Source organism: Candidatus Berkiella aquae (assembly GCF_001431295.2).
In the GTDB taxonomy this organism is placed as follows: Bacteria; Pseudomonadota; Gammaproteobacteria; order Berkiellales; family Berkiellaceae; genus Berkiella; species Berkiella aquae.
The window spans coordinates 1152243-1175429 of record NZ_LKAJ02000001.1; the positions used below are offsets into that span (position 1 = coordinate 1152243).

Annotated in this window: 11 protein-coding genes; 4 read left to right on the forward strand and 7 right to left on the reverse strand. The window is 41.7% G+C overall.

Annotated features, from left to right (window positions below):
- The first annotated feature begins 50 nt into the window (after positions 1 to 50).
- Entirely contained in the window at positions 51 to 938 is an 888-nt protein-coding gene (gene murI / locus HT99x_RS05450) for a glutamate racemase (RefSeq protein WP_083482847.1), read from the forward strand.
- Here murI and HT99x_RS05455 read toward each other — a convergent pair.
- Positions 891 to 1826, reverse strand: a complete 936-nt coding sequence (locus HT99x_RS05455) for a hypothetical protein (protein ID WP_083482848.1) — start codon at positions 1824 to 1826, stop codon at positions 891 to 893. The genes murI and HT99x_RS05455 overlap by 48 nt on opposite strands.
- Positions 1827 to 1837: 11 nt before the next feature.
- On the opposite strand from HT99x_RS05455, the gene HT99x_RS05460 reads away from it, so the two are divergent.
- Positions 1838 to 2458 carry a class I SAM-dependent methyltransferase gene (locus HT99x_RS05460; protein ID WP_075066103.1) on the forward strand — a complete coding sequence of 207 codons (621 nt, stop codon included), beginning with the start codon at positions 1838 to 1840 and terminating at the stop codon, positions 2456 to 2458.
- 246 nt (positions 2459 to 2704) lie between these two features.
- On the opposite strand, the gene HT99x_RS05465 is transcribed toward HT99x_RS05460, so the two are convergent.
- Both HT99x_RS05465 and HT99x_RS05470 read right to left on the reverse strand, forming a co-directional pair.
- On the reverse strand, positions 2705 to 4060 hold the full coding sequence (locus HT99x_RS05465) for a hypothetical protein (RefSeq protein ID WP_075066104.1): 1356 nt from the start codon (positions 4058 to 4060) through the stop codon (positions 2705 to 2707).
- 45 nt (positions 4061 to 4105) lie between these two features.
- Positions 4106 to 5026: an ATP-binding cassette domain-containing protein gene (locus HT99x_RS05470; RefSeq protein WP_075066105.1), complete on the reverse strand. Its 921-nt coding sequence runs from the start codon at positions 5024 to 5026 to the stop codon at positions 4106 to 4108.
- A 170-nt stretch (positions 5027 to 5196) separates the two neighbouring features.
- Between HT99x_RS05470 and HT99x_RS05475 the strand changes: the two genes are divergently transcribed.
- On the forward strand, positions 5197 to 6132 hold the full coding sequence (locus tag HT99x_RS05475; RefSeq protein WP_075066106.1) for a hypothetical protein: 936 nt from the start codon (positions 5197 to 5199) through the stop codon (positions 6130 to 6132).
- Positions 6133 to 6280: 148 nt separating this feature from the next.
- Here HT99x_RS05475 and HT99x_RS05480 read toward each other — a convergent pair whose 3' ends face one another.
- Both HT99x_RS05480 and HT99x_RS05485 read right to left on the reverse strand, forming a co-directional pair.
- Positions 6281 to 6946: an endonuclease gene (locus HT99x_RS05480; RefSeq protein ID WP_075066107.1), complete on the reverse strand. Its 666-nt coding sequence runs from the start codon at positions 6944 to 6946 to the stop codon at positions 6281 to 6283.
- A 10-nt stretch (positions 6947 to 6956) separates the two neighbouring features.
- A complete protein-coding gene (locus tag HT99x_RS05485; protein WP_083482850.1) occupies positions 6957 to 7292 on the reverse strand; it encodes a glutaredoxin domain-containing protein in 336 nt (111 codons plus the stop codon).
- 85 nt (positions 7293 to 7377) lie between these two features.
- Here HT99x_RS05485 and HT99x_RS05490 point away from each other — a divergent pair, with 85 nt between their 5' ends.
- A complete protein-coding gene (locus tag HT99x_RS05490) occupies positions 7378 to 8100 on the forward strand; it encodes a hypothetical protein (RefSeq protein WP_075066108.1) in 723 nt (240 codons plus the stop codon).
- Here HT99x_RS05490 and HT99x_RS05495 read toward each other — a convergent pair.
- Positions 8072 to 22000 (reverse strand): DUF5801 repeats-in-toxin domain-containing protein, encoded by a 13929-nt coding sequence (locus HT99x_RS05495; RefSeq protein ID WP_075066109.1) that lies wholly within the window; start codon positions 21998 to 22000, stop codon positions 8072 to 8074. The two genes, HT99x_RS05490 and HT99x_RS05495, sit on opposite strands and share 29 nt — an antisense overlap.
- Before the next feature lie 274 nt (positions 22001 to 22274).
- Positions 22275 to 23165: a 1-acylglycerol-3-phosphate O-acyltransferase, YihG family gene (gene yihG / locus HT99x_RS05500; RefSeq protein ID WP_075066110.1), complete on the reverse strand. Its 891-nt coding sequence runs from the start codon at positions 23163 to 23165 to the stop codon at positions 22275 to 22277.
- Between the last annotated feature and the right edge of the window lie 22 nt (positions 23166 to 23187).

Sequence of the window (23187 nt, forward strand, 5' to 3'; positions counted from 1 at the left end):
GCAGGCGATCAGTTAGCATAAGCACGTTGAACATAAGGCATTGAGTGCACATGATGAGTTTATCTTCTAAAAAAGACTTGCCCATAGGTATTTTTGATTCAGGTATTGGTGGGTTAACAGTCTTAAAAGCTTTGCGCCAGCAGTTACCCCATGAACATTTTCTCTATCTTGGGGATACTGCAAGATTGCCTTATGGTACCAAAAGTCCTGATACCGTAAAAAATTACGCCTTAAATGCGAATGAAATTTTGGCACAGCAAGTGAAAATGCTAGTGATTGCTTGCAATACAGCGACTGCCGTTGCGCTAGAAGCATTGCAAGAGCGATTTTTCCCCATTCCTGTGGTCGGGGTTATTGAGCCTGGGGCACAAGCAGCACTGAATGAGCCTAATCCAGGTCCTGTTGTTGTGTTAGCGACTGAAGGGACGGTAAAAGGGCATGCCTATCGTCAGGTATTAGCTCGATTATCGCCACAAACACCAGTGATAGAATGGCCATGCTCATTACTTGTCGCGATTGCTGAAGAGGGATGGTGTCATGGTTATTTGGTAGAAGAAATCATTACGAAATTATTGGCTCCCTTGCGACTACAATTAGGGGAACAAAAACCCAGTTGTGTTGTTTTAGGTTGTACCCATTTTCCCGTATTAAAAGAACCTATGCAAAAAATTTGGGGCGATATTCCTGTATTAGATCCCGCTTACCGAGTTGCACAAGAAGTCACTGCGTTGCTAAAGCAGCAAGATTTAGAGCGCCAGTCTCATGATGAGGCCACAATCCATTTTATGGCAACCGATGGTATTGAACGTTTTGCACGTGTCGCGCAAATCTTTTTAGGGCATCCCATTGCACAGCATTGTGTTGAATTAGTTTCTGTTCCCGCTTATGAATCACGGGCTCGGCAAGAAATCAACTCGCGTACAGCGGCAAGCAAGTAATAAACTGATGATAGTGCCGACGCTAAATAGCGTTAAAATGGTGATAATCGAATTGAGTGAAAAAGCGTATTGAAAGAGATGAAAGGGTTCTAAGGTAGCGGTAAGATAAACAACGGAAGTGCCAAGCAACAGCATTCCCGTTGCAGCACCACGAAACTGATAAGCATAAACGCACAGTCCTATTAATAAAATAGCAGCCCATATCACGGCAAAAGCCTGAGGTATAAAAAATAACGAACTATGTCCGATGACAAGGAGCCCGCCGAATAACCAAGCAGGGAAGGATCCTTTCATAAATAATCGTTTAACTGTAAATGGCTCAAGCACAAGACACAGTGGGGTTAAGCAAAGGATCCCGTTAAGCTCACCAAAGAAGGCCATCAACCAGGGTAAATCTGGATAAAAAAGGTATTGCCAGCCCGTGTGCAAAGCACAAAAAACGACAACCACGCTGATTAATTGCAAGCAGACACGGCTAGTATGTAAGGGCGCAATTGAACCAAAAAAGCGTAGGCAACAGTAACGGATGAGATAAAGATTAAGCGTAAACAAGATACTATTAGAAATTGAAACCGTGAATGGAAAGTGGTTAAATAAATAACTTGCAAATAGGCCAGTAAAAATCCCTAGCAACATGACATTGCCACGTAAAAAAAGAGCGGATAAACCCACTCCGGCAGCAGGCCAAACGGCAGAATAAAGACCATTTTGTAATAAAAATTCTTGACCACTAAAAATGAGTACGGCACTGAACAACCATTCGCAGAATCTTCTGGTAAAATAGAGCCGGTAAAACCGATTTTGATAAACAGGTATGGGTTTTGTATGAGGGTGCTTTGCCAACATAGTTTTGGCAAAGGCTTGCTGATTTTCAGTAACTGATGACACGAGTAAACTTGATGGATAAAGAAGCAATAGATTCACTATACCAAGGTTATTTTGCAAAAGTCTACCAACATACACAGGGGTATATTAGTTATTCCAAAGCAGAGTTAGAGCGCTTTAAGCAGAATAATATCAGCCAAACCTATGGTGAGCTGCTATATCCTAGCGTTCAAAAAATGTTACAAACACTTAAGCCACAACCTGAAGATGTATTTTTAGATTTAGGTTCAGGTTTAGGGAAATGTGCACTTCAAGTTTTTATGCAAAGCCCCATGAAAAAAGTGATTGGGATGGAAGCTTCGGACGCTTTGTTTGCGCAATCCATTAAAATAACTGAACAAGCTAAAATGGATTTCCCTTTCTTTTGGGATGATCAGCGAGAATTCTCCCTACGACATGAAAACTTTTTATCAGCAGATTGGGAAGATACATCACTCATCTATACTTGCTCAACTTGTTTCACACAATCGTTATTAGCGGAAATTGGGCGAAAAATTAATCAACATCAAAGCGTGCAACAAGTGATGAGTTTAAGACCTTTACCGACCTTGACTCGTTTGCCTTTGGCGAGTGTGATCAGAGTAGAATGTTCTTGGGATTCCTCCCTATGCTTCCACTATAGCCTGCGTAACTGAATTTCCAGTGATAGTATATGAGAAAGCTACTTGCTGCGGCTTGTCCGCGGCATCCATGCTAAGTTCCCTGGGATCCCAGGCAATTAGGTTTAGAAGATGAGCAAAGCGAATCATTTGCCCACTTTGTAAAAGGTGGCAGCTTGTTTAAAAAACAAGCTGGGGGATTTTCATCTTAATCAACGATCGTCACTTACTGCGGCATCCATGAAGAGCACTGGAGACCGCGGACAAGCCGCGTTCTCGAGGTTAAATCTTGCTCCAAATATTTTGCCATTTATTCCAGCACAGGAAACCGATAATGGCAATTTGTGTTAGGGTTGAAACCAGCGCTAACCCGGTATTTTGTCCCCAACTAGGGAGTAAAGCGGGTAGCAAATGCTCAAGGTGCGATGCATTTAGCAGTAAAGGAAGCGCAATCCATAAAATACCTAAATATAAAAGGGCGGTACTTTGCGCTCGTTTAGGAGTTTTGCTTAAAAAGAAATAATGCACCAATAGAATATCCCTTAACAGAAAGCAAAGGCTAGTCAGGATAAAAATTCTGGGAGACACATTTTCAAAAGTCCCTGTAAAATTCACTTGTACTAGACTCGTATATATTCCCATTAAAATAGTTAAACCAAATGAAATAACCCACCAAGGAAGTTGTTGTAAAGTTTCAATGATGTTGTTTTCATTCAAACGTGCAAGTAGCTTTCGATAACGGATGCTGTTTAGTGTATCGGTAAATAAAGCAATGTAAGTCAGAAATGAAATAACACTAAAAGCTAAATAATAGGGTGTGGTTTGAAACAAATTTTTTAAATCATTGATGTTCTCAATTTGAATCGATGTCTCTGGGAGATCAAATGAAGCAAATCCTGAAAAATACCCCATGCAGAAAATATTAAATAATAACCAAATCCAGGGAATATGTTGGTACTGTAATTCTTTGCTAAAAGAACGATACAAGCCTATCACTGTCCAAATGAGAAACGCAGCTAAACTTAATATATAAAAACGTGCTTCAGGGATTTCTAAATGATGCCAAGTGATTGAAAGAGGCTCTTTTAAGGCATGTAAACAGACACTGGTTGTTATAATGCCAATAAAACTGCCTGCGAAGAAATAACGAAAGGTTTTATTAGAATGTTCGTGGCGGATTTGCGGTAAAATTTGCAGGCTGAACAGTAATGCTAAGGCTTGAGCAAATAACCCACCTAATATCAGGGTAAAAATTTCTGGAATTAAACCCTGACCTGCAGGTGTAATATGATGATAAGCCATCACATAAAAAAGGATTGAAATACTTGCCCCATACCAGGTATAGAGAGTGCTTCCTAGCCATTTACCAATCGTCATGCTAAAAGGCGAGATAGCCGATTGGCGTTGAAAATCCCACGTATTATTATTAACTTCTTCAATCACGGTTTCAGAGGCAGCTTTGGTTCCCCACAAAAAGATAAAAAAGCAAGCAAAATAAAAGGCAAAACTTTCACTGGTTTTTGAAGAGGTAAGATAAGCCAGATAGGTAATTAAGGCTAAGATGATAGGTGTTAGTAACAGTCGATGCATTGAAAAATCAAGCCAGATATTGCGTCGTAGTTCGGGATTGTGAATCATTTTAATCCTTGTTAACTCTTTACCTTGGGGGATACGGTTGAACAATCAGTCTTTTTTCTTTGCTATCTCAAGATAAACATCTTGCATGCGTTGTTTATGTTCTTGCAGACTCAAGACGGGGATATCCTGGGCAATTAATGTTTTGAGTAATTGTTGCTGTTCTTGCTTGGCTCCTTTGAGCTCTAAGATCATCGTATTTTCTTTACAGGATTTTACGGTAACATTGGGTATTTGACTGATTACTTGTTGATAGGGCGCCGCTTCACTCGTTAAGGTGAGGGAGAGGCTAAGGGATTCTGCTTTTTGTTGATAGTCTTTTAAGGCACATTGTTCAACCAGCTTACCGTTTTGAATGACCAGCATATGGGTCGAGTAATCTTCTAATTCAGCGAGAATATGTGAGGAGACAATCAATGTCATGCCTTGTGCTTGTAGTGATAAGAGTAACTGCGATAAATGATGACGTGCTTCAGGATCAAGGCCTGATGCCGGCTCATCAAGAAACAGCATTTTGGGATTGTGAATAATCGTTTGTGCTATGGCTAAGCGCTGGCGCAAACCACGAGATAGCTTACCTGCTGTAACCTTGCGGTATTCATTGAGCTGTAGTCTAGATAGTGCTTGTTCTATCAATGTATCGATTTTGTCACTAGGGCAATTTCGGCTCCAGGCAAAAAACTGCAAGTTTTTTTCTACCGTTAATTCATCATAGAGTCCAAAAAAGTCTGAAAGATAGCTACTTATCTCATGGATCTTGCGAGGAAAGCGATCGGTATCCCATCCATCAATGGTTATTTTGCCATTCATGGGTGTATCAAGTGCGGATAAGCAACGTAATAAGGTCGTTTTACCTGCGCCATTTGGCCCAACCAAAGCAGTAATAGAATGGGCTGGTATCTGACATGAAATATGATCAAGGGCACGTTTACCAGGATAGTCGTAGCATAGATCATCAATTTGGATCATCTTTCGTGCGCCGCTCGGTTATAGAAGATAAGGAATACTATAACCAAGTTCATTCTGATATATCAATTGGCTGAAATATCTCACCTCAAATGCGAGCGGTATATTCATTATTTTAAAAAATAAGGGTAGAGTTCTTAGTAATGAGAGCCTTAGCGAATGGAGAAAGTTAAATGACAAACAAAGAGCGGGGTCGATGGGCAACTTGGTTCGCCGATGTTGCAGAAGATATTGCACAAGCTATCGTGCTTTTCATTCCTAATGGGCTAAATGCCATGTACAACATGTTAAAACGTTTGCCAGTTGTTGGCACAACATTTAGTCATAAAGGATTTGAAACCTTTTTCAAGTTTTGTACGGGTATTTCCATCCTGCAAGAACTTGGGCAAGACGTTGCTTATTTCTTGTTTAGACCATTAGGATTTGTCATTGGTTATCTGATAGGGTTGTTTAATCAAAATCGTACAGCCGTGGTTTATCAAGGGCAAGTGGGACGATTGATCAATAAATTTAGTGGGCAAACCGTCGCAGGGATCTTACTGGGGATGTTGGCGTCACTGTTGTTTGCAAAGCAAAGTAGCACCATTTGGATGATGGCCGGATTAGGTGGGGTATTAGGGATATTCGCTAAAACAATTTTTTTATTTGCTTTGCATTCATTTAATGAAGCAAATGCAGTCACCATACGAAAAAATGTGCAAAGAGCAAAACAAATCAGCGCAAGACTGAAAGTGGCTGTCAGAGAAAAAGCCAAGAGCCGGATTTTAAGACAAGCGCAAGATATCATTCAGCAAATGAATGGGGCACAATCGCAGCAAAATTTAGCTGAATTTTTTCAGAATGAGTATGACAAAATTGCATTAAGTACCTATAAAAAAATCGAACGACATTTTGATTATTTAACCGATAGAGCGTGTCATGGCGATCTGAATGCACTGAAAAAATTACATCAATTATTGCCTCGTCCTAAAACACCAGAACAAACATCAGGTAAAGATCAACTCGATGCAATGTTAGAGCGTATGTTTAATGCCAGAGCGATTGCGCGTCTCAAAGATGAAGTGGATTCGGCTTACGACAGGTGGCAGTATCGATTCCTACGAGCATAAAAACTCTTCCTTGTCCTGCGTAGCTTTAGCGAAGCAGGACGGGACGAGATCGAGTTTATCTTCCTCGTTTTGCTAGCTTCTTATCACCTCTCCCTTTGGGAGAGGTCGTCATGCAGCTTGCATGCGGGTGAGGGGAACTAGTGATTTTTTACCCCACATAATGATTTCTCATCCCTTGTAACTGAAAAATCTTTTCGTTTCGTTCGCGCTCAGCTTCGCTGACAGGGTATTGTTGATGCCATTTTAAATAAAGTTCAATTTCTTGTTCTGTTAGGACAAATGGATAGGTATCTTTCATATACAAGTAGGTTCGAGCAATGAGACCCCGTTTACTAGGGGCGGGCTCTATTATTTTATGCTTTTTATCGATATATAAATGACAGCCATCTTTCATTTCATGATTAAATTCGGCAAAAGTATATCGTTGGCGTAGCCGTTTTAATTCACGAGTTTCGGGTACGATGTTATGTAGATCCTGCATCATGCGTTGGAATTGTGAATCTTGTTTCTGGCAACAGCGAATACCTTGATAGATTTTACCTTTCTTATCCAAGCATTTTTGTTGATAACAAGCATAATGCTTAGCGAGCTGTTTTAATGGGACAATCGACATCCATTGTATGCTATCGGATTGAATAATGTGATGCTTATGATGAATGGCTTCAATGTCACCTTGTGCCGAGAAAGGTAAATCACAAAAAAAGGTGGTGTGTTTATTTTCGTAGAGTTGCAAAAGAAGCTTTGAAGATGGCGCGCAGTGCGCGCCAGAAAAGGGATAGGTTAACAACAAAATAACCCATACAAAACAGCGCATACTTGAGCTCTTAGCGTTTGATAATACCTTGTTTGAGAAGCTCTGCTTTTAATTGCTGGCGATCAAATCCATCTAAACGCGTATTACCAACAAAAATAAGTGGCACGCCTTGACCATGCGCTGCCTGAAATTTACGCTTACCTTCTGCAGAATTTTCAATGTCATAATCGGTATATTCAACGCCTTCCGATTTTAAAAAGTCACGAACTTGCTTGCAATAAGAGCACCAAGATGTGCTGTATAATACAACGGGTTTTTCTTTTGCCTGCAAACCAGGGCTTGAAAAGCCAATAATAAGACTAAGCAGCATGGCTAGCCTAATAAAGAGGTTTTGCGCATTTTTCATAACGTAATTGTTCCCTTAGTCTGGATATGAGAGGATTACTGTTGATAGCATTTAATGATGCGTTCAGTCAAATTATAGGTGATATGTGGTAAAGACCAAGGTAATATTACTAATAATAGTTGGTTTGCTTTCTTTTTCGTTAAAAGCAGCAGGTCCTGCAATGCATGTGACACTGGGCGAAAAATGGATAGCGACTTTTGCACCAGAATATACTGAAGAACAAAAAAAGCTTTTTTTGCTAGGAACCGTATTTCCTGATATTCGTTACCTTGGCGTGATTAAGCGTACCCAAACGCATTTCAAAGGAATGACGCTGGAGAAGGTTTATGCAACAGATTCTCCTTTCATGCGAGGTATGTATTTTCATAGTTTTGTTGATGAATATCGTGATCGCTGTGTTAGAAAAACTGGTATTGAAAAAACCATTACAGAAATCCCAAGATCGCAACAAGGCACATTTCTTAAATTGATTGAAGATCAAGTATTGCACAGTCAATATCGTTGGCCTGAATTTAAAAAATATTTGATGTCTATTCCTGAAGATGAAAAGAAATTTGGTTTAGAGTTAAGCGCTTTAACGCAATGGCATACGGCTTTAACACTTTATTTTTCGACAAAACCCAGCATGATTTTGCAACAAGTTGGTATGTTTGAACAAAACATCTTAACGTTAGATGCGCAAACCATTAAATCCTGGGGAACCTTGTTACCACAATATGCTGATAGTTCAGAAATGAAAAAGCATGTAGAACAAATGCTACATGCTTTTGATGAGGCCTTTACTTCGTTACATGTAGTTCAGCAGTAATGCTTTCTAGATGTTGTTGTAAAGCTTGCATATCATGGCCGGGTACAGTGCCTGCATTTTCTAAGATAAGTGTCGATTTGTTTTGTAGTGTAATTTCAATGTTAGCATTAGGAGCATCTTGGTGGAAGCTTTCAATGGCATCAATGAAGCTTACTTTTCCATCGTGATTCGCATCAGATACGCCAACAAATGAGAGGATGTTTTGTTTGTTCATTCCTAAATCTTTAATGAAGATAGTTTCAGGTGCGTGAGCATTTCCGATATCGATAATGAAATCATTAATTCCTTTACCTGCTTCCATCATAATCACGCTGGCATTATGGTTTGCGGTGCTCATGATGTCGTTAGCATCACTGCCCATGAGACTCACGAGAGAGTTAGGATTTTCAAATATGCTAACATCTAAATTTGCTTGATGTAGATTGCCAGAGGCTAAATCTTGCAAGGTATATTTAAAGTGTTCAACTTGATCTTGAGCCGCGCCATTAACGCTGTAAACATACTCACCATGACTATTGATTGCTAAGCTACCACCGTCTGGCGTTTTAAATTCAACTTCAGAGCCATCTCCAGGTAAAGCAATATGAACAGTTTTACCATCTTTATCAGCAACCGCATTGAGACTATCAAGATTGTTATCTTTGATGTATTTAGCTGCATCTTCTGTTTCAAATGAAATTTCTACTACTTTTGCGCCTTTATCACCGATAACATCATTGGATGTCACATTATCAGCATAAGATGAATGACTGGAGACGAAGGCAACATCATTATTAGCTGATGAATCATGAGTATCAGCAGTAGTGATTTTCGCTGAGCTTGAACTATCTTGCGAATCTGTTGATGCAGCAAAACTGGTTACGGTCATTTGCATGGTTTGTGGAGCAACGATGCTTAATTGTACTTGTGCAGAAGTGGGGTCACCATCGGTATCCACAGCGGTATAAGTAAAGGTATCGGTTTTACCAGTTTGAGCATTGCCATCAATGGTATAGGTATAGTCACCATCTGTTTCAATATGTAATTTTTCGCCTAATGGTGTGACTATATCAGCATTTTGTGGTACTGGGATGGTAACGCTACTACCATTCACAGTTGCTCCCGCTAATTCTGGATGGGCACTTAAGTAAGCACTGGCAGCAGCGCTGCTTGCAAAGCTAAATTGAATTTGGCTAACAACCAGATGACCATCAGCACCTTGTATATCATTGGTTAAGATATTACCGTTGATATGTGCCAAATCAGCAATTGTGCTAATGAGGATACTTTGGAGATTACTTAAATCTGCATTAACACTGTATACAGCAGGATTATCGCCAGGATTTGCTAATGGTGTGAGATATTGATTCACATTTTGTTGGTTAGCAGGTGGTGCGATGTTCAGCACAATCGAATCAAAGTTATCATTGCTTAGTGTTGTTCTCCAAGTATTATATTGACTATTGCTAGGAACTCCTACATTCGGCTGACCGTCTGAAAGGAAGTAAATTTTATCAATATAATTGGTAAGGTTAGGATTGCTGTTATTAGCATTCATAACGGTTTGAGCATTTGACATGGCCGCGATGTAATTTGTTGAACCATTAGCATCTAAAGCATTCACAAAATTCTTTGCTGCTTGTACATCAGTAAAAGAAGATGATGTTTGTGCATTAGTGCTAAAAGTCACAAAAGTGATATTTAAATTTGAACTATTAGCTTTATAGCTATCTAATAGAGCGCCACTATTGGTAATTGCTTCTTGAAGTACATCTAATCTGGTTTTACTGCCTTGAACCACTTCATCCATACTACCTGAGACATCGATAACAAAAACCAGGTTATAGGAAGGTAAGGCGGGTTTTACAATATTAGCTGCATCATTAACTGCAGTGGGTACATCATCGATGATTTTAATCGAGAGTGTATCTGTCGCTGAACTACCATCAACATCACTCAGGACAATTTGCATATCATCGAATAAATTATTTGCACCATTTCCTGTTGGGTGATTTTCATTGTCATTGAGCGTGTAGTTATAACTTACCACGCCGGTTGCGGCATTATAGCCGGTAAAACTAATGGTATTGCCTAATGAAGTTGCAAAACTGGTTGCACTAAATACACCATTGGTGATAATAGCATGTCCACCAACGCTGAGATCATCTATGCCATCTGGAGCGCTGATTTTGAAATCACCTGAAACGGTTGTTGATTCTTTGCTGGAATCAGAACCTGCTGATTCATTTGCTCCACGGCTAGCTAATAAATCATCTTCATTAACCGAAGCATCACCACCATTTGCTTTGGGTGTAACATCGGTGATGAGCACGCCATCATTATTGTTGCGGATATTTAGGGTGAGAGTGGCAGTATCTGAATCACCATCACCATCTTTTAAAGTGTAATTGAAGCTTTCGCTACCAATACCGCCACCACCTAAGGCTTTGAAATCAGCATCGTTGGTATTAAGGGTATAGGTATAGTTGCCAGCAGCATCAACCACAATGCTACCAAATTTGCCGGTTGCGCTAAATGCCGTGACTGCAGCCCCGTCTGCTCCTAAGATATCATTGGTTTTTAAATTGCCAGTTAGAACAAGATTGCTTTCCGATGCAAAGTTAGCATTCGCGTCATTAATGGCATCGGGTGCATCATCAATAATTTGGACACTCAGGGTATTGTTGGCAACACTGCCATCAGCATCTTTTGCAGCGATGCTGAAATCTTCATAGAGGCTGTTTTTACCATTGCCATCGGGATGATTGACATTATCCATTAAGGTGTAATCATACTTGATTTCACCGGTTGCAGGGTTATAAGCCGTAATGGCCAACAGACTGCCTAAAGCGGTAGTGAAGCTTGTTGCGGTAAAGACGCCGTTTGCAATCACTGTATGCCCACCAATAGAGAGATCCGTTAACCCATTGGGTGCAGTGACATTAAAGCTTCCTGATTGTTTAGTGGACTCTTTAGTGGTATCCGACCCAGCAGACTCATTTGCCCCTCTGCTTGCTAAGAGATCATCTTCATTAACACTAACATCCCCACCTTGTGCTTTAGGTGTGAGGTTAGTAATGGTAACGCCAAAATCAATGCTGAAACAGAATTCAGCATTTGAAGTGTCACCATCACCATCTTTCATGGTGTAATACAAGGTATCTTCATCCCCATTAACACCGTTTTGCGCTTTGCTGGTATAAGTAAAATCGCCATCGGTTTCTATATGCAGGGTATTACCAAGTGGTGTCGTGATATCACCATTAGGAACAGGGATAATCACTATATTACCATTCACACTGGCACCCGTTAATTCAGGATGCGCTGCAAGATAAGCATTCGCTGCTGCATTGTCGGCTAAGGCAAAGTAAACATTGACAACCTGGCCATTACCATCCGCACCAATGGTGTCATTGGTTAAGACATTGCCTTTGACTTCAGATTGATTAATCGTATCAATCAAAATTTGTTGTAAATTGCTTAAATCAGGTGCAACCGTAATGACGGTGCCTGGTTGATCATCATCTAAATCTGCTAAATTTTCATTGATTTCAGTTTGATTGGTAGAGCCGATATTCAACATATAAGCTTCAACATGATCGGCATTGAGTAGATTGCGCCATGCGAGTTCTTGTGCATCGGTTAACGCGGTGCTGGTAGGATTGGGCTCACCATCGGATAACCAGTAGAGCCTATCGATATAACCACTTAATGCAGGGTTAGCATTATCGGCATTAATATCAACGGTTGCGGCATTCGCTGCTGCTTGGTAATTGGTTGTGCCGTTAGCATCTAAGCCATTGATGAAAGCTTTGGCTGCGGCGACATCGCTAAATTCCATCGAAGTTTGCGCACTACTGCTAAAGGTAACGATGGTAATTTTAAGTGCGGTACTGGCAGCTGCGTAGCTATCTAAGAGCGCGCCATTATTGGTAAGTGCTTCTTGGAGTAACTCAAGTCGCGTTTTGCCATTGGTATTAGGTAGGATGGTATCCATGCTTCCTGAAATATCTAATACAAAGGTTAAGTTGTAAGCGGGCTGAACAGGAAGTGGAACCGTAAAGCAATCTTCAACGGCAGTAGGCACATCATCAACAATCTTGATAGATAAGCTATTATTGGTTGAATCCCCATCTCTATCTTGAAGTGCAACGTTAAAATCTTCAAAAATGCTGTTTTCACCATTACCGGTAGGGTGGTTTTCATTGTCGTTTAAAGTATAGGAGTAGCTGACTACCCCAGTTGCTGCATTATAGCCTGTAATATTAAGTGTATTACCTAGCGGTGTTGTAAAGCTGGTCGCAGTGAAGACATCGTTCACAATAACGTTATGACCACCGATAGATAAGGTACCAACGCCATCGGGTGCGCTAATTTTGAAGTCACCAGTGGTGGTGGTGGATTCTTTAGTGGGATCGGAGCCTGCTGATTCGCCAGGACCACGGCTAGCGAGTAAATCGTCTTCATCAACCGAAGCATCACCACCTTGAGCTTTCGGTGTTAAGTCGGTGATAGTAACACCATCATCATCATTTTTAATATTTAATGTTAATTTAGCGCTATCTGCATCGCCATCTGCATCGGTTAAGGTGTAGTTAAAGTTTTCAACCCCAATACTGCCACCATTGAGCGCTTTAAAGTCAGCATCATTAGCATTGAGGGTATAAACATAACTGCCATCGGCATTGATCACAATGCTACCGTAAGTACCAACTAGGTTAACAGGTGTGACGGAAGCGCCATCAGCACCTTGCGTATCATTGGTTCTGACATTACCTGAGAGTATGAGGTTGTTTTCTGAAGCGGCACTGGCATTGGTATCGTCAATGGCATCTGGCACATCATCGACTATCTTGATAGATAAAGTATTATTAGATGAATCCCCATCTTTATCTTGAAGTGCAACATTAAAATCTTCAAAAATGCTATTTTCGCCGTTACCCGCAGGGTGGCTTTCATTGTCATTTAAAGTGTAAGAATAGCTAACCACACCGGTTGCTGCATTAAAGCCTGTGATATTTAAGGTGTTACCCAGAGCAGTAGTAAAGCTAGTGGCAGTGAAGACATCGTTAACAATCACATTATGGCCATCAATGACTAACGAACCGATGCCATCCGGTGCACTGATTTTGAAATCGCCTGTTGTGGTGGTAGATTCTTTGGTGGGATCCGAACCTGCTGATTCCCCTGGTCCTCGGCTAGCGAGTAAATCATCTTCATCAACCGATGCGTCGCCACCTTGGGCTTTAGGTGTTAAATCGGTAATGGTAACACCATCATCATCATTTTTGATATTCAGGGTTAATTTAGCGCTATCCGCATCGCCATCCGCATCAGTTAAGGTGTAGTTAAAGTTTTCAACCCCAACGCTGCCACCATTGAGTGCTTTAAAGTCAGCATCATTAGGATTGAGGGTATAAACATAACTACCATCGGCATTGATTACAATGCTACCGTAGGTACCAACGAGATTAACGGGAGTGACAGAAGCGCCATCAGCACCGGGAATATCATTGGTTTTGACATTGCCGACTAAAATGATGTTATTCTCTGAAGCAACACTAGCATTGGTATCATCGATGGCATCAGGCACATCATCGACTATCTTGATAGATAAAGTATTATTAGATGAATCCCCGTCTTTATCTTGAAGTGCAACGTTAAAATCTTCAAAAATGCTATTTTCGCCGTTACCTGCAGGGTGGCTTTCATTGTCATTGAGCGTGTAGTTATAACTTACCACACCGGTTGCTGCATTAAAGCCTGTGATATTTAAGGTGTTACCCAGAGCAGTGGTAAAGCTAGTGGCAGTGAAGACATCGTTAACAATCACATTATGGCCGTCAATCGTTAAAGAAGCGATACCATCAGGTGCACTGATTTTGAAATCGCCTGTTGTGGTGGTAGATTCTTTGGTGGGATCCGAACCTGCTGATTCCCCTGGTCCTCGGCTAGCTAATAAATCATCTTCATCAACCGATGCGTCACCACCTTGGGCTTTCGGTGTTAAATCGGTAATAGTCACACCATCATCATCGTTTTTAATGTTGAGGGTTAATTTAGCAGAGCTTGAATCACCATCGGCATCAACGAGATTGTAATTAAAGTTTTCAACCCCAACACCGCCACCGCCTAAGGCTTTGAAATCGGTATCATTAGGATTGATGGTATAGACATAGCTACCATCGGCATTGATGACAATGCTACCGTAGGTACCCACCAGATTAAGGGGGGTGACGGAAGCACCATCAGCGCCTTGCGTATCATTGGTTTTGACATTCCCTGTAAGGATAAGACTATTTTCAGAAGCTATGCTGGCATTGATATCATTCACTGCGGTAGGGACATCATCGATAACGCGAGCAGAGAGGGTTGCATTCGCTGAATCGCCATCGATATCAGTGACATTCACTGCAAAATCTTCGAAAATGGCATTTTCACCGTTAGCATTAGGGTGTGCTTCATTATCGTTCAGAGTATAAGTATAAGTAATTTCACCCGTTGCGGAATTGTAACCAATAATGCTTAAGGTGTTGCCTAAGGGGGTAGCAAAACTGATAGCACTAAATACGCCATTGGTAATCACCGCATGTCCCCCAATCGAGACATCATCTACGCCATTGGGTGCGCTAATGTTAAAACTACCGGGTTGGGTCGTGGATTCTTTACTTGAATCAGATCCCGCAGATTCGTTAGCACCTCGACTTGCCAATAAATCATCTTCATCAACCGTGACGTCGCCACCTTGTGCTTTAGGTGTAAGGTTAGTAATGGTAACGCCAAAATCGATATCAAAGCAGAATTCCGCATTTGAAGTATCACCATCACCATCTTTCATGGTGTAATACAAGGTATCTTCATCCCCATTTACACCATTTTCCACTTTACTGGTATAAGTAAAATCGCCATCGGTTTCTATATGCAGGGTATTACCAAGCGGTGTTGTGATATCTGCGTTGGGAATTGGAATGGTAACAATATTACCATTCACACTGGCACCACTTAGCTCAGGATGAGCAGCAAGATAAGCATTGGCAGCGGCGTTGTCCGCTAAGCTGAAGTAAATATTGACGACTTGACCATTGCCATCTGCACCAATGGTATCATTGGTTAAAACATTGCCTTTGACTTCAGATTGATTAATCGTATCAATCAAAATTTGTTGTAGATTACTTAAATCAGGAGCAACCGTAATGACGGTACCGGGTTGATCATCGTCTAAATCTGCTAAATTTTCATTGATTTCAGCTTGATTGGTAGAGCCGATATTCAACATATAAGCTTCAACATGATCGGCATTGAGTAGATTGCGCCATGCGAGTTCTTGTGCATCGGTTAACGCGGTGCTGGTAGGATTGGGCTCACCATCGGATAACCAATAGATCCTATCAATATAACCACTTAATGCAGGGTTAGCATTATCGCTATTAATATCAGCGGTAGCGGCGTTGGCTGCTGCTTGGTAATTCGTGGAGCCATTAGCATCTAAGCCATTGATGAAAGCTTTGGCTGCGGCGACATCGCTAAATTCCATCGAAGTTTGCGCACTGCTGCTAAAGGTAACGATGGTAATTTTAAGTGCGGTACTGGCAGCTGCGTAGCTATCTAAGAGCGCGCCATTATTGGTAAGTGCTTCTTGGAGTAATTCAAGTCGGGTTTTTCCGCCTGTATTGGGTAATACGGTATCCATACTCCCTGAAATATCTAATACAAAGGTTAAGTTGTAAGAAGGCTGTACAGGTAGTGGAATCGTAAAGCAATCATCAACGGCAGTGGGTACATCATCAATAATTTTAACAGATAGGGTATCATTCGCTATATCACCATCGGTATCTTTGAGAACCACACCAAAATCTTCAAAGATGCTGTTTTCACCATTGCCGGTAGGGTGATTTTCATTATCATTGAGCGTGTATGAGTAACTAACCGTACCCGTAGCCGCATTGTAGCCGGTGATATTTAAAGTGTTGCCTAGCGCTGTTGTAAAGCTGGTAGCTGTGAATACATTATTGACTATCACATTGTGGCCATCAACCGTCAGCGAGGCGATACCATCAGGGGCATTAATTTTGAAATCGCCTGTTGTGGTGGTTGATTCTTTGGTGGGATCCGAACCTGCGGATTCACCAGGTCCTCGGCTTGCTAATAAATCATCTTCATCAACAACCGCATCACCGCCTTGGGCTTTAGGTGTGAGATCGGTGATTAAGACACCATCATCATCGTTTTTAATATTAAGGGTTAATTTAGCGGTATCTGCATCGCCATCTGCATCGGTTAAGGTGTAATTAAAGTTTTCAACCCCAACGCCACCACCGCCTAAGGCTTTGAAATCGGCATCATTAGGATTGAGGGTATAGACATAGCTACCATCAGCATTAATCACAATGCTACCGTAAGTACCAACTAGGTTAACAGGTGTGACGGAAGCGCCATCAGCACCTTGCGTATCATTGGTTCTGACATTTCCATTGAGGACAAGACTATTTTCAGAAGCCACATTAGGATTGACATCATTAATAGCATCAGGGACATCATCGATAATCCGAGCAGAGAGCGTTGCATTTGCAGAATCGCCATCGGTATCGGTAAGCGTGACTGCAAAATCTTCAAAAAGGGCATTTTCACCGTTAGCATTAGGGTGTGCTTCATTATCGTTCAGAGTATAGGTATAAGTAATTTCACCCGTTGCTGAATTATAACCAACAATGCTTAAGGTGTTGCCTAAAGGCGTGGTAAAACTGGTTGCTGTAAATACACCATCGGTAATCACCGCATGACCACCCACCGTAACATCATCCACACCATTAGGTGCGCTAATGTTAAAGCTGCCGGGTTGTGTGGTTGATTCTTTGGTAGTATCGGATCCCGCAGATTCATTAGGGCCTCGATTGGCTAAGAGATCGTCTTCATCAACCGTGACATCGCCGCCTTGGGCTTTAGGTGTGAGGTTAGTGATGGTGACCCCTAAATCGACATCAAAGCAAAATTCTGCACTCGATTTATCACCGTCACCATCTTTCATGGTGTAGTACAAGAGATCTTCATCCCCTTGATTGGGATCATCATGAGGTTTTGTTGTATAGGTGAAATCACCATCGGTTTCAATATGAAGGATATTACCTAATGGCGTTGTAATATCGGCATTGGGTATTGGGATAGTGACTTTATTGCCATCGACGGTTGCTCCAACCAATTCGGGGTGAGCCGCAAGATAAGCATTAGCAGCGGCGTTATCAGCGAGCAGGAAGTAAATATTGACAACAGCAGGATGTGCATCTGCTCCGGCGGCATCATTGGCGAGCACATTACCTTGTACTTCAGATTGATTGATAGTATCAATTAAAATTTGTTGCAAATTACTTAAATCAGGCGCAACGGTAATGACGGTGCCGGGTTGATCATCATCTAAATCAGCTAAATTTTCATTGATTTCAGCTTGATTGGAAGAACCGATGTTCAACATGTAAGCTTCAACATTATCGGCATTGAGTAGATTGCGCCATGCCAATTCTTGAGCATCGGTCAGTGCTGTATTTGCTGGATTAGGTTCACCATCTGATAACCAATAAAGTCTATCAATATAGCCGGATAAATTAGGATTGGCATTATCGCTATTAATGTCGCCAGTCGCGACATTGGCAGCGGCTTGATAATTGGTTGTACCCCCTGCTGAGAGAGCATCGATATAAGCTTTAGCAGCAGCGACATCATGAAATTCCATTGAAATTTGAGCATTGCCGCTAAAGGTAACGATAGTAATTGCTAATGCACTACTTGCAGCGGCGTAGCTATCTAGTAACGCGCCATTGCTTGTTAAAGCTTCTTTCAGTAAATCAAGACGTGTTTTATTACCGCTTATGGTAGTATCCATACTGCCTGAAACGTCCAACACAAAGGTTAAATTGTATGCAGGTTGTACGGGTAAAGGCACGGAGAAACAATCATCAACCGCTGTTGGACCATCATCTTGGAATTTGAATGCTTGGCCAATGTCTTTGGTTGCACTGTCACTATCTAAGTCGCCATCACGGATAGTCGCGGTTAAAGTGATGAGATTATCTGCACTTAGCATAGTTGAATCATTAGGATCGTTTTGATTGCTATGAACCACGGCGCGGCTTTGATCTAAAGTGATAACACCAGTATCCGCATCAACGGAAATTTTGAAAACTTCAGCGCCACCAATGCCTGCTCGTCCAACCACAACCCCATTTTCTAATGAAAGAACAACTGCTTGATTACTATCGGTATCGACAAGACCGCTATTGGCGCCGGGTGCTAAAATACCTAGTTTATAGGTAATGGCATCACTATCAGCAACCCCATTCTGGTCGGTATCTTTTGGACCATCTGAACCAAAACTGCTTGTAAATAAACCAGCAAAGGATTTGCTATCGTTAATTAAGAAATTAGACTCATCGACAACCAGTGAAGGAGCCGCTATTTGATTAACGTCAATATGCGGTGCATCGTCATAGAATTTTATTGCAGAGCCTAAATTAACAGCTGATTGGGTAGAGTCGCCATCAGCGTCTGTCACTACTTGGATTAACGTTAAGACACCAGGATTCATGCCACCAGACAATTGATTAGGGCCTGCATCAGGTGAATGCGCAACGGCTAAATATTGGGTCAGTGTCACACCATTAGCATCAGCGCTAATGGTAAAGGCTAATGCACCATTACTATTCCCTACATGACCTTCAACAACACCGCCATTATTGACTAATACGATATCTTGAGCGCCATTTGAGGTTTTGAAACCAGAGGCTGTGCCATCAACGACAGATAAGCTATAGGTTTTTGTGCCTGCGCCATCTGAGCCGAAACTTGTATTATCAATGAGAAAATTGCTGTAGGCCACGGTTGTTTGGCCGAGTGTGCCAGCAGGCGCTGCCGTTTCAGGACCTTGAAGTCCTGCACTTTCATCGGTAGCGATGAATGCTTCAGGTTTAAGATAAATCGTACCACTGGGTGCATCATCATAGAATTTTATGGCAGAGCCTAAATCAACAGCCGATTGGGTTGAATCGCCATCAGCGTCTGTCACAATTTGAGTCAGCGTTAACACACCAGGATTCATGCCACCAGAGAGTTGATTAGGGCCTGAATCAGGTGAATGCGCAACGGCTAAATATTGGGTCAGCGTCACACCATTAGCATCAGCACTAATGGTAAAGGCTAATGCACCATTGCTATTACCCACATGGCCTTCAATCACACCGTTATTATTGACGAGTACAATATCTTGAGCGCCATCAGAAGTTTTAAAGCCAGAGGCTGTGCCATCAACGACAGATAAGTTATAGATTTTTGTGCCTGCGCCATCTGAGCCGAAGCTCGAATTGTCAACCAGAAGATTGCTGTAAGCTATGGTCGTTTGACCGAGTGTGCCAGCAGGCGCTGCCGTTTCAGGACCTTGAAGTCCTGCACTTTCATCGGTGGCGATGAATGCTCCCGGTTTAAGAGAAATCGTGCCACTGGGTGCATCGTCATAGAATTTAATGACGGAGCCTAGATCAACTCCGGGTTGAATATGATCGCCATCCGCATCTGTTACGGTTTCGATGAGTGTTAATACACCCGGATTCATGCCACCAGAGAGTTGATTAGGGCCTGAATCAGGTGAATGCGCAACGGCTAAATATTGAGTTAGTGTCACACCATTAGCATCAGCGCTAATGGTAAAGGCTAAAGCACCATTACTATTACCCACATGGCCTTCAATCACACCGTTATTATTGACGAGTACAATATCTTGAGTGCCATCGGGGGTTTTAAAACCAGAAGCTGTGCCATCAACGACAGATAAGCTATAGGTTTTTGTGCCTGCGCCATCTGAGCCGAAACTCGTATTATCGATGAGAAGATCGCTGTAAGCTACGGTGGCTTGACCGAGCGTGCCTGCGGGTGCTGCCGTTTCAGGGCCTTGCTGTCCTGCACTTTCATCGGTGGCGATGAATACATCGGGTTTAAGAGAAATCGTGCCACTGGGTGCATCGTCATAGAATTTAATGATTGAGCCTAGATCAACCCCGGGTTGAATATGATCGCCATCCGCATCGGTCACAGTTTCGACGAGTGTTAATACACCCGGACTCATGCCGCCAGAGAGTTGATTAGGGCCTGAATCAGGTGAATGAGCAACCGCTAAATATTGAGTAAGCGTAACCCCATTAGCATCAGCGCTAATGGTAAATGCTAAAGCACCATTGCTATTACCCACATGGCCTTCAATCACGCCATTATTATTGATGAGTACGATATCTTGAGCGCCATCGGAAGTTTTAAAGCCTGAGGCCGTACCATCAACCACCGATAAACTATAAGTTTTGGTTCCAGCGCCATCTTCGCCATAGCTTGTATTATCAATCAGAAAATTGGAGTAGGCCACGGTCGTTTGACCGAGAGAGCCTGCGGGGGCTGCCGTTTCAGGGCCTTGAAGTCCTGCGCTTTCATCGGTTGCAATAAATGTCCCTGGTTTAAGCGAAATGGTACCACTTGGCGCATCATCTTTAAAAATAAAGGATTGACCGATATCGCGAATGGCACTGGCGACATCACCATCACCATCGGTAATCGTTGCTGTTATTTTAATTAAATCACTACTTGAAAGCGTCGTTGATTCATCAGGATTATTCGGATCACCATGAATGATTGCACGACTTTGGTCTAAAGTGACGTTACCGTTATTGGGATCAAGACTGATCCGAAAGACTTCATCGTTCCCAGCACGACCCACGACATCATTACCATCCATAAAAAGTAAGACGTGGCTATTGGAGGCAGAATCAACAAGACCGCTATCTGCCCCTTCTTGACTAATGCTTAATTGATAAACAATCGTTGCGCCATCGGCGCCAGCAACGGAATTGAATAACCCTGCAAATGATCCGGTTGCATTGATATTTAAATTAGTTTCATCGACGATTAATGAAGCTAAGGCATCAGAAACGACAATGGAAGGAACATCATCAATAATTCTAACACTGAGAGTACCATCTGCTGTGTCATCATCAGTGTCTCTTAAAAAGATATGAAAATCTTCAAAGATACTATTTGTGCCGTTCCCTTGGGGATGTTGTTCATTATCTAATAAAGTATATTCATAAGTGACGGTGCCAGTATTAGGATCATAACCTGTAATCGAAAGTTTATTGCCTAATGGGGTATCGATTGTCGTGGGTATGAAAGTGCCACCATCGATAACAAGATGTCCATCAACTCGTAATTCGCCTACACCATCAGGGGCAATAATTTTAAAATCACCTTGTACCGTGGTTGACTCTTTAGTTGGATCCGAACCTGCAGATTCTCCTGGTCCACGAGAAGCTAAAAGATCATCTTCATTAACAACCGCATCACCGCCTTCGGTTTTAGGGGTTAAATCAATAATGGAAACCGAATGATCTTCTTTGGTTTGTAGTGTTACTAGCGTAGGTTCAACTTTTTGTAACGCAGGAGGAAAAGGGCTAAGGCCTAAGTCGCGTGCGAGACTATCCACTTCACCGCGGTTATTGTGTTGGATGGTAGGAGGAATACTAAAACCACTATCCTGTGCTTCGCCTGCAGCAGCGGCTTGCATTTTTTCAATATCTTCTAAAGTGAGCTCTTTAGGTTTATCACCTTCATCCGCTTTCTTTTTCGCAATGTCTTCTTCAGCCTCGCCTTGTGCTTTTTGCTCAAGCGCTTCTACCGCCTTTTCTGCATCAGTTGCGGGCTTTGCATTTTCAGCGACAGGCTTTTCATCAGGGGCCTCTTGAGAGGGAACGCTTTCAGCTGTTCCAGGCATAATGGACTTAAAATAGTCCTTTATTTCGTCAAACATGGAGCGGTATTCATTTTTTTGCTCATGGGCATCATCTTTTTTGTTTGACTCGTTGCTATTTTGCGGCGATTTGTCATTTATATTGCTCATGGGTTTCTCACTTACTCGTGAATATTCACCTATAACATAACATCACGGGAAATCCCCGCCTTGAGTTATAAATTAAAATTAAGCATAAAAGCCCATAAACTTAACATTGGACTTTGGTACTACCAGTTATGAAGATACGTAAATATAGAGTGTAAGCTCTGTAATAAAGTTCGGTTAGATGAAAACTTTTATTAAAATTAATTTTGAGTGCAGATAAATCAATGGATTTTGCATAAAAATGAAGGGGGATATATATAGTCTGTGTTGTTTGCCACTACTTTAATTCGTGGCTAATCAGAGCATCCTTTTCTAACCACAATTCATGGATCCACTGTTTAAATTGAGTGCGATATTTTTCATCCTCAGTGTAATTACCTTGAAGTAATTCAGGTGGGATCTCGCGTTCTTTGAGTTTGACAACGATTTTATGGACTCGTCCACATAAGAAATCCCAAAAAGTTGCTTTGCCCTCTGGATAGATAATCGTTACATCAAGGATATGGGTGATCATTTTATCCATTGCATTAATGGCTAAAGAAAAACCACCGCTTTTGGGCAACAGTAAATGTTGATAAGTTGATTGCTGCGCGCGATGTTTTCCTTCTGTAAAGCGAGTCCCTTCCAGAAAATTTAAAATGGCAACTGGCATATGATGGTATTTTTCACATGCTTGTTGAGTTGCAATACGGTCTTTTTCACGAAGAGAAGGATTCTTTGCGATTTGTTCTTTTGAATGACGATGCATAATAGGAAAATCAAAAGCCCACCACGCTAAACCGATAGCAGGTAGCCATAACAATTGCTTCTTAATAAAAAAGCGAATAAAAGGAATTTTATTAAGAAATATTTGTTGCAAAATGAGGATATCAGTCCATGACTGATGATTGCAGATAATAAAATACCATTGATTGGTGGAAAGATGAGCCATCGAGGGTGATTCTAATTCTATCGACATCGTTTGTTGCATCATCAAATTATTAGAACGGATCCAACCGTTACCAACATGAATCAAGCATCGGTTCAAAAAGCGACGAAACATACTGCTTTTCGCCAGCAGCCGTAAAAAAAAGAAAAAATAAAGTGGGATGCACCAGAATAAAGTGTGCACTGCAATAAAGAGAGCATTCAGTGCTCCCTTTACTGGTGCGGGTAACCATCTAAGCATATTTTGATCGTCCAAACCTTGT

Coding starts and splice junctions, on each gene's coding strand:
- murI (WP_083482847.1), top strand. CDS start 51: ATGATGAGTTTATCTTCTAAAAAAGACTTGCCCATAGGTATTTTTGAT.
- HT99x_RS05460 (WP_075066103.1), top strand. CDS start 1,838: ATGGATAAAGAAGCAATAGATTCACTATACCAAGGTTATTTTGCAAAA.
- HT99x_RS05465 (WP_075066104.1), bottom strand. CDS start 4,060: ATGATTCACAATCCCGAACTACGACGCAATATCTGGCTTGATTTTTCA.
- HT99x_RS05470 (WP_075066105.1), bottom strand. CDS start 5,026: ATGATCCAAATTGATGATCTATGCTACGACTATCCTGGTAAACGTGCC.
- HT99x_RS05475 (WP_075066106.1), top strand. CDS start 5,197: ATGACAAACAAAGAGCGGGGTCGATGGGCAACTTGGTTCGCCGATGTT.
- HT99x_RS05480 (WP_075066107.1), bottom strand. CDS start 6,946: ATGCGCTGTTTTGTATGGGTTATTTTGTTGTTAACCTATCCCTTTTCT.
- HT99x_RS05485 (WP_083482850.1), bottom strand. CDS start 7,292: ATGAAAAATGCGCAAAACCTCTTTATTAGGCTAGCCATGCTGCTTAGT.
- HT99x_RS05495 (WP_075066109.1), bottom strand. CDS start 22,000: ATGAGCAATATAAATGACAAATCGCCGCAAAATAGCAACGAGTCAAAC.
- yihG (WP_075066110.1), bottom strand. CDS start 23,165: ATGCTTAGATGGTTACCCGCACCAGTAAAGGGAGCACTGAATGCTCTC.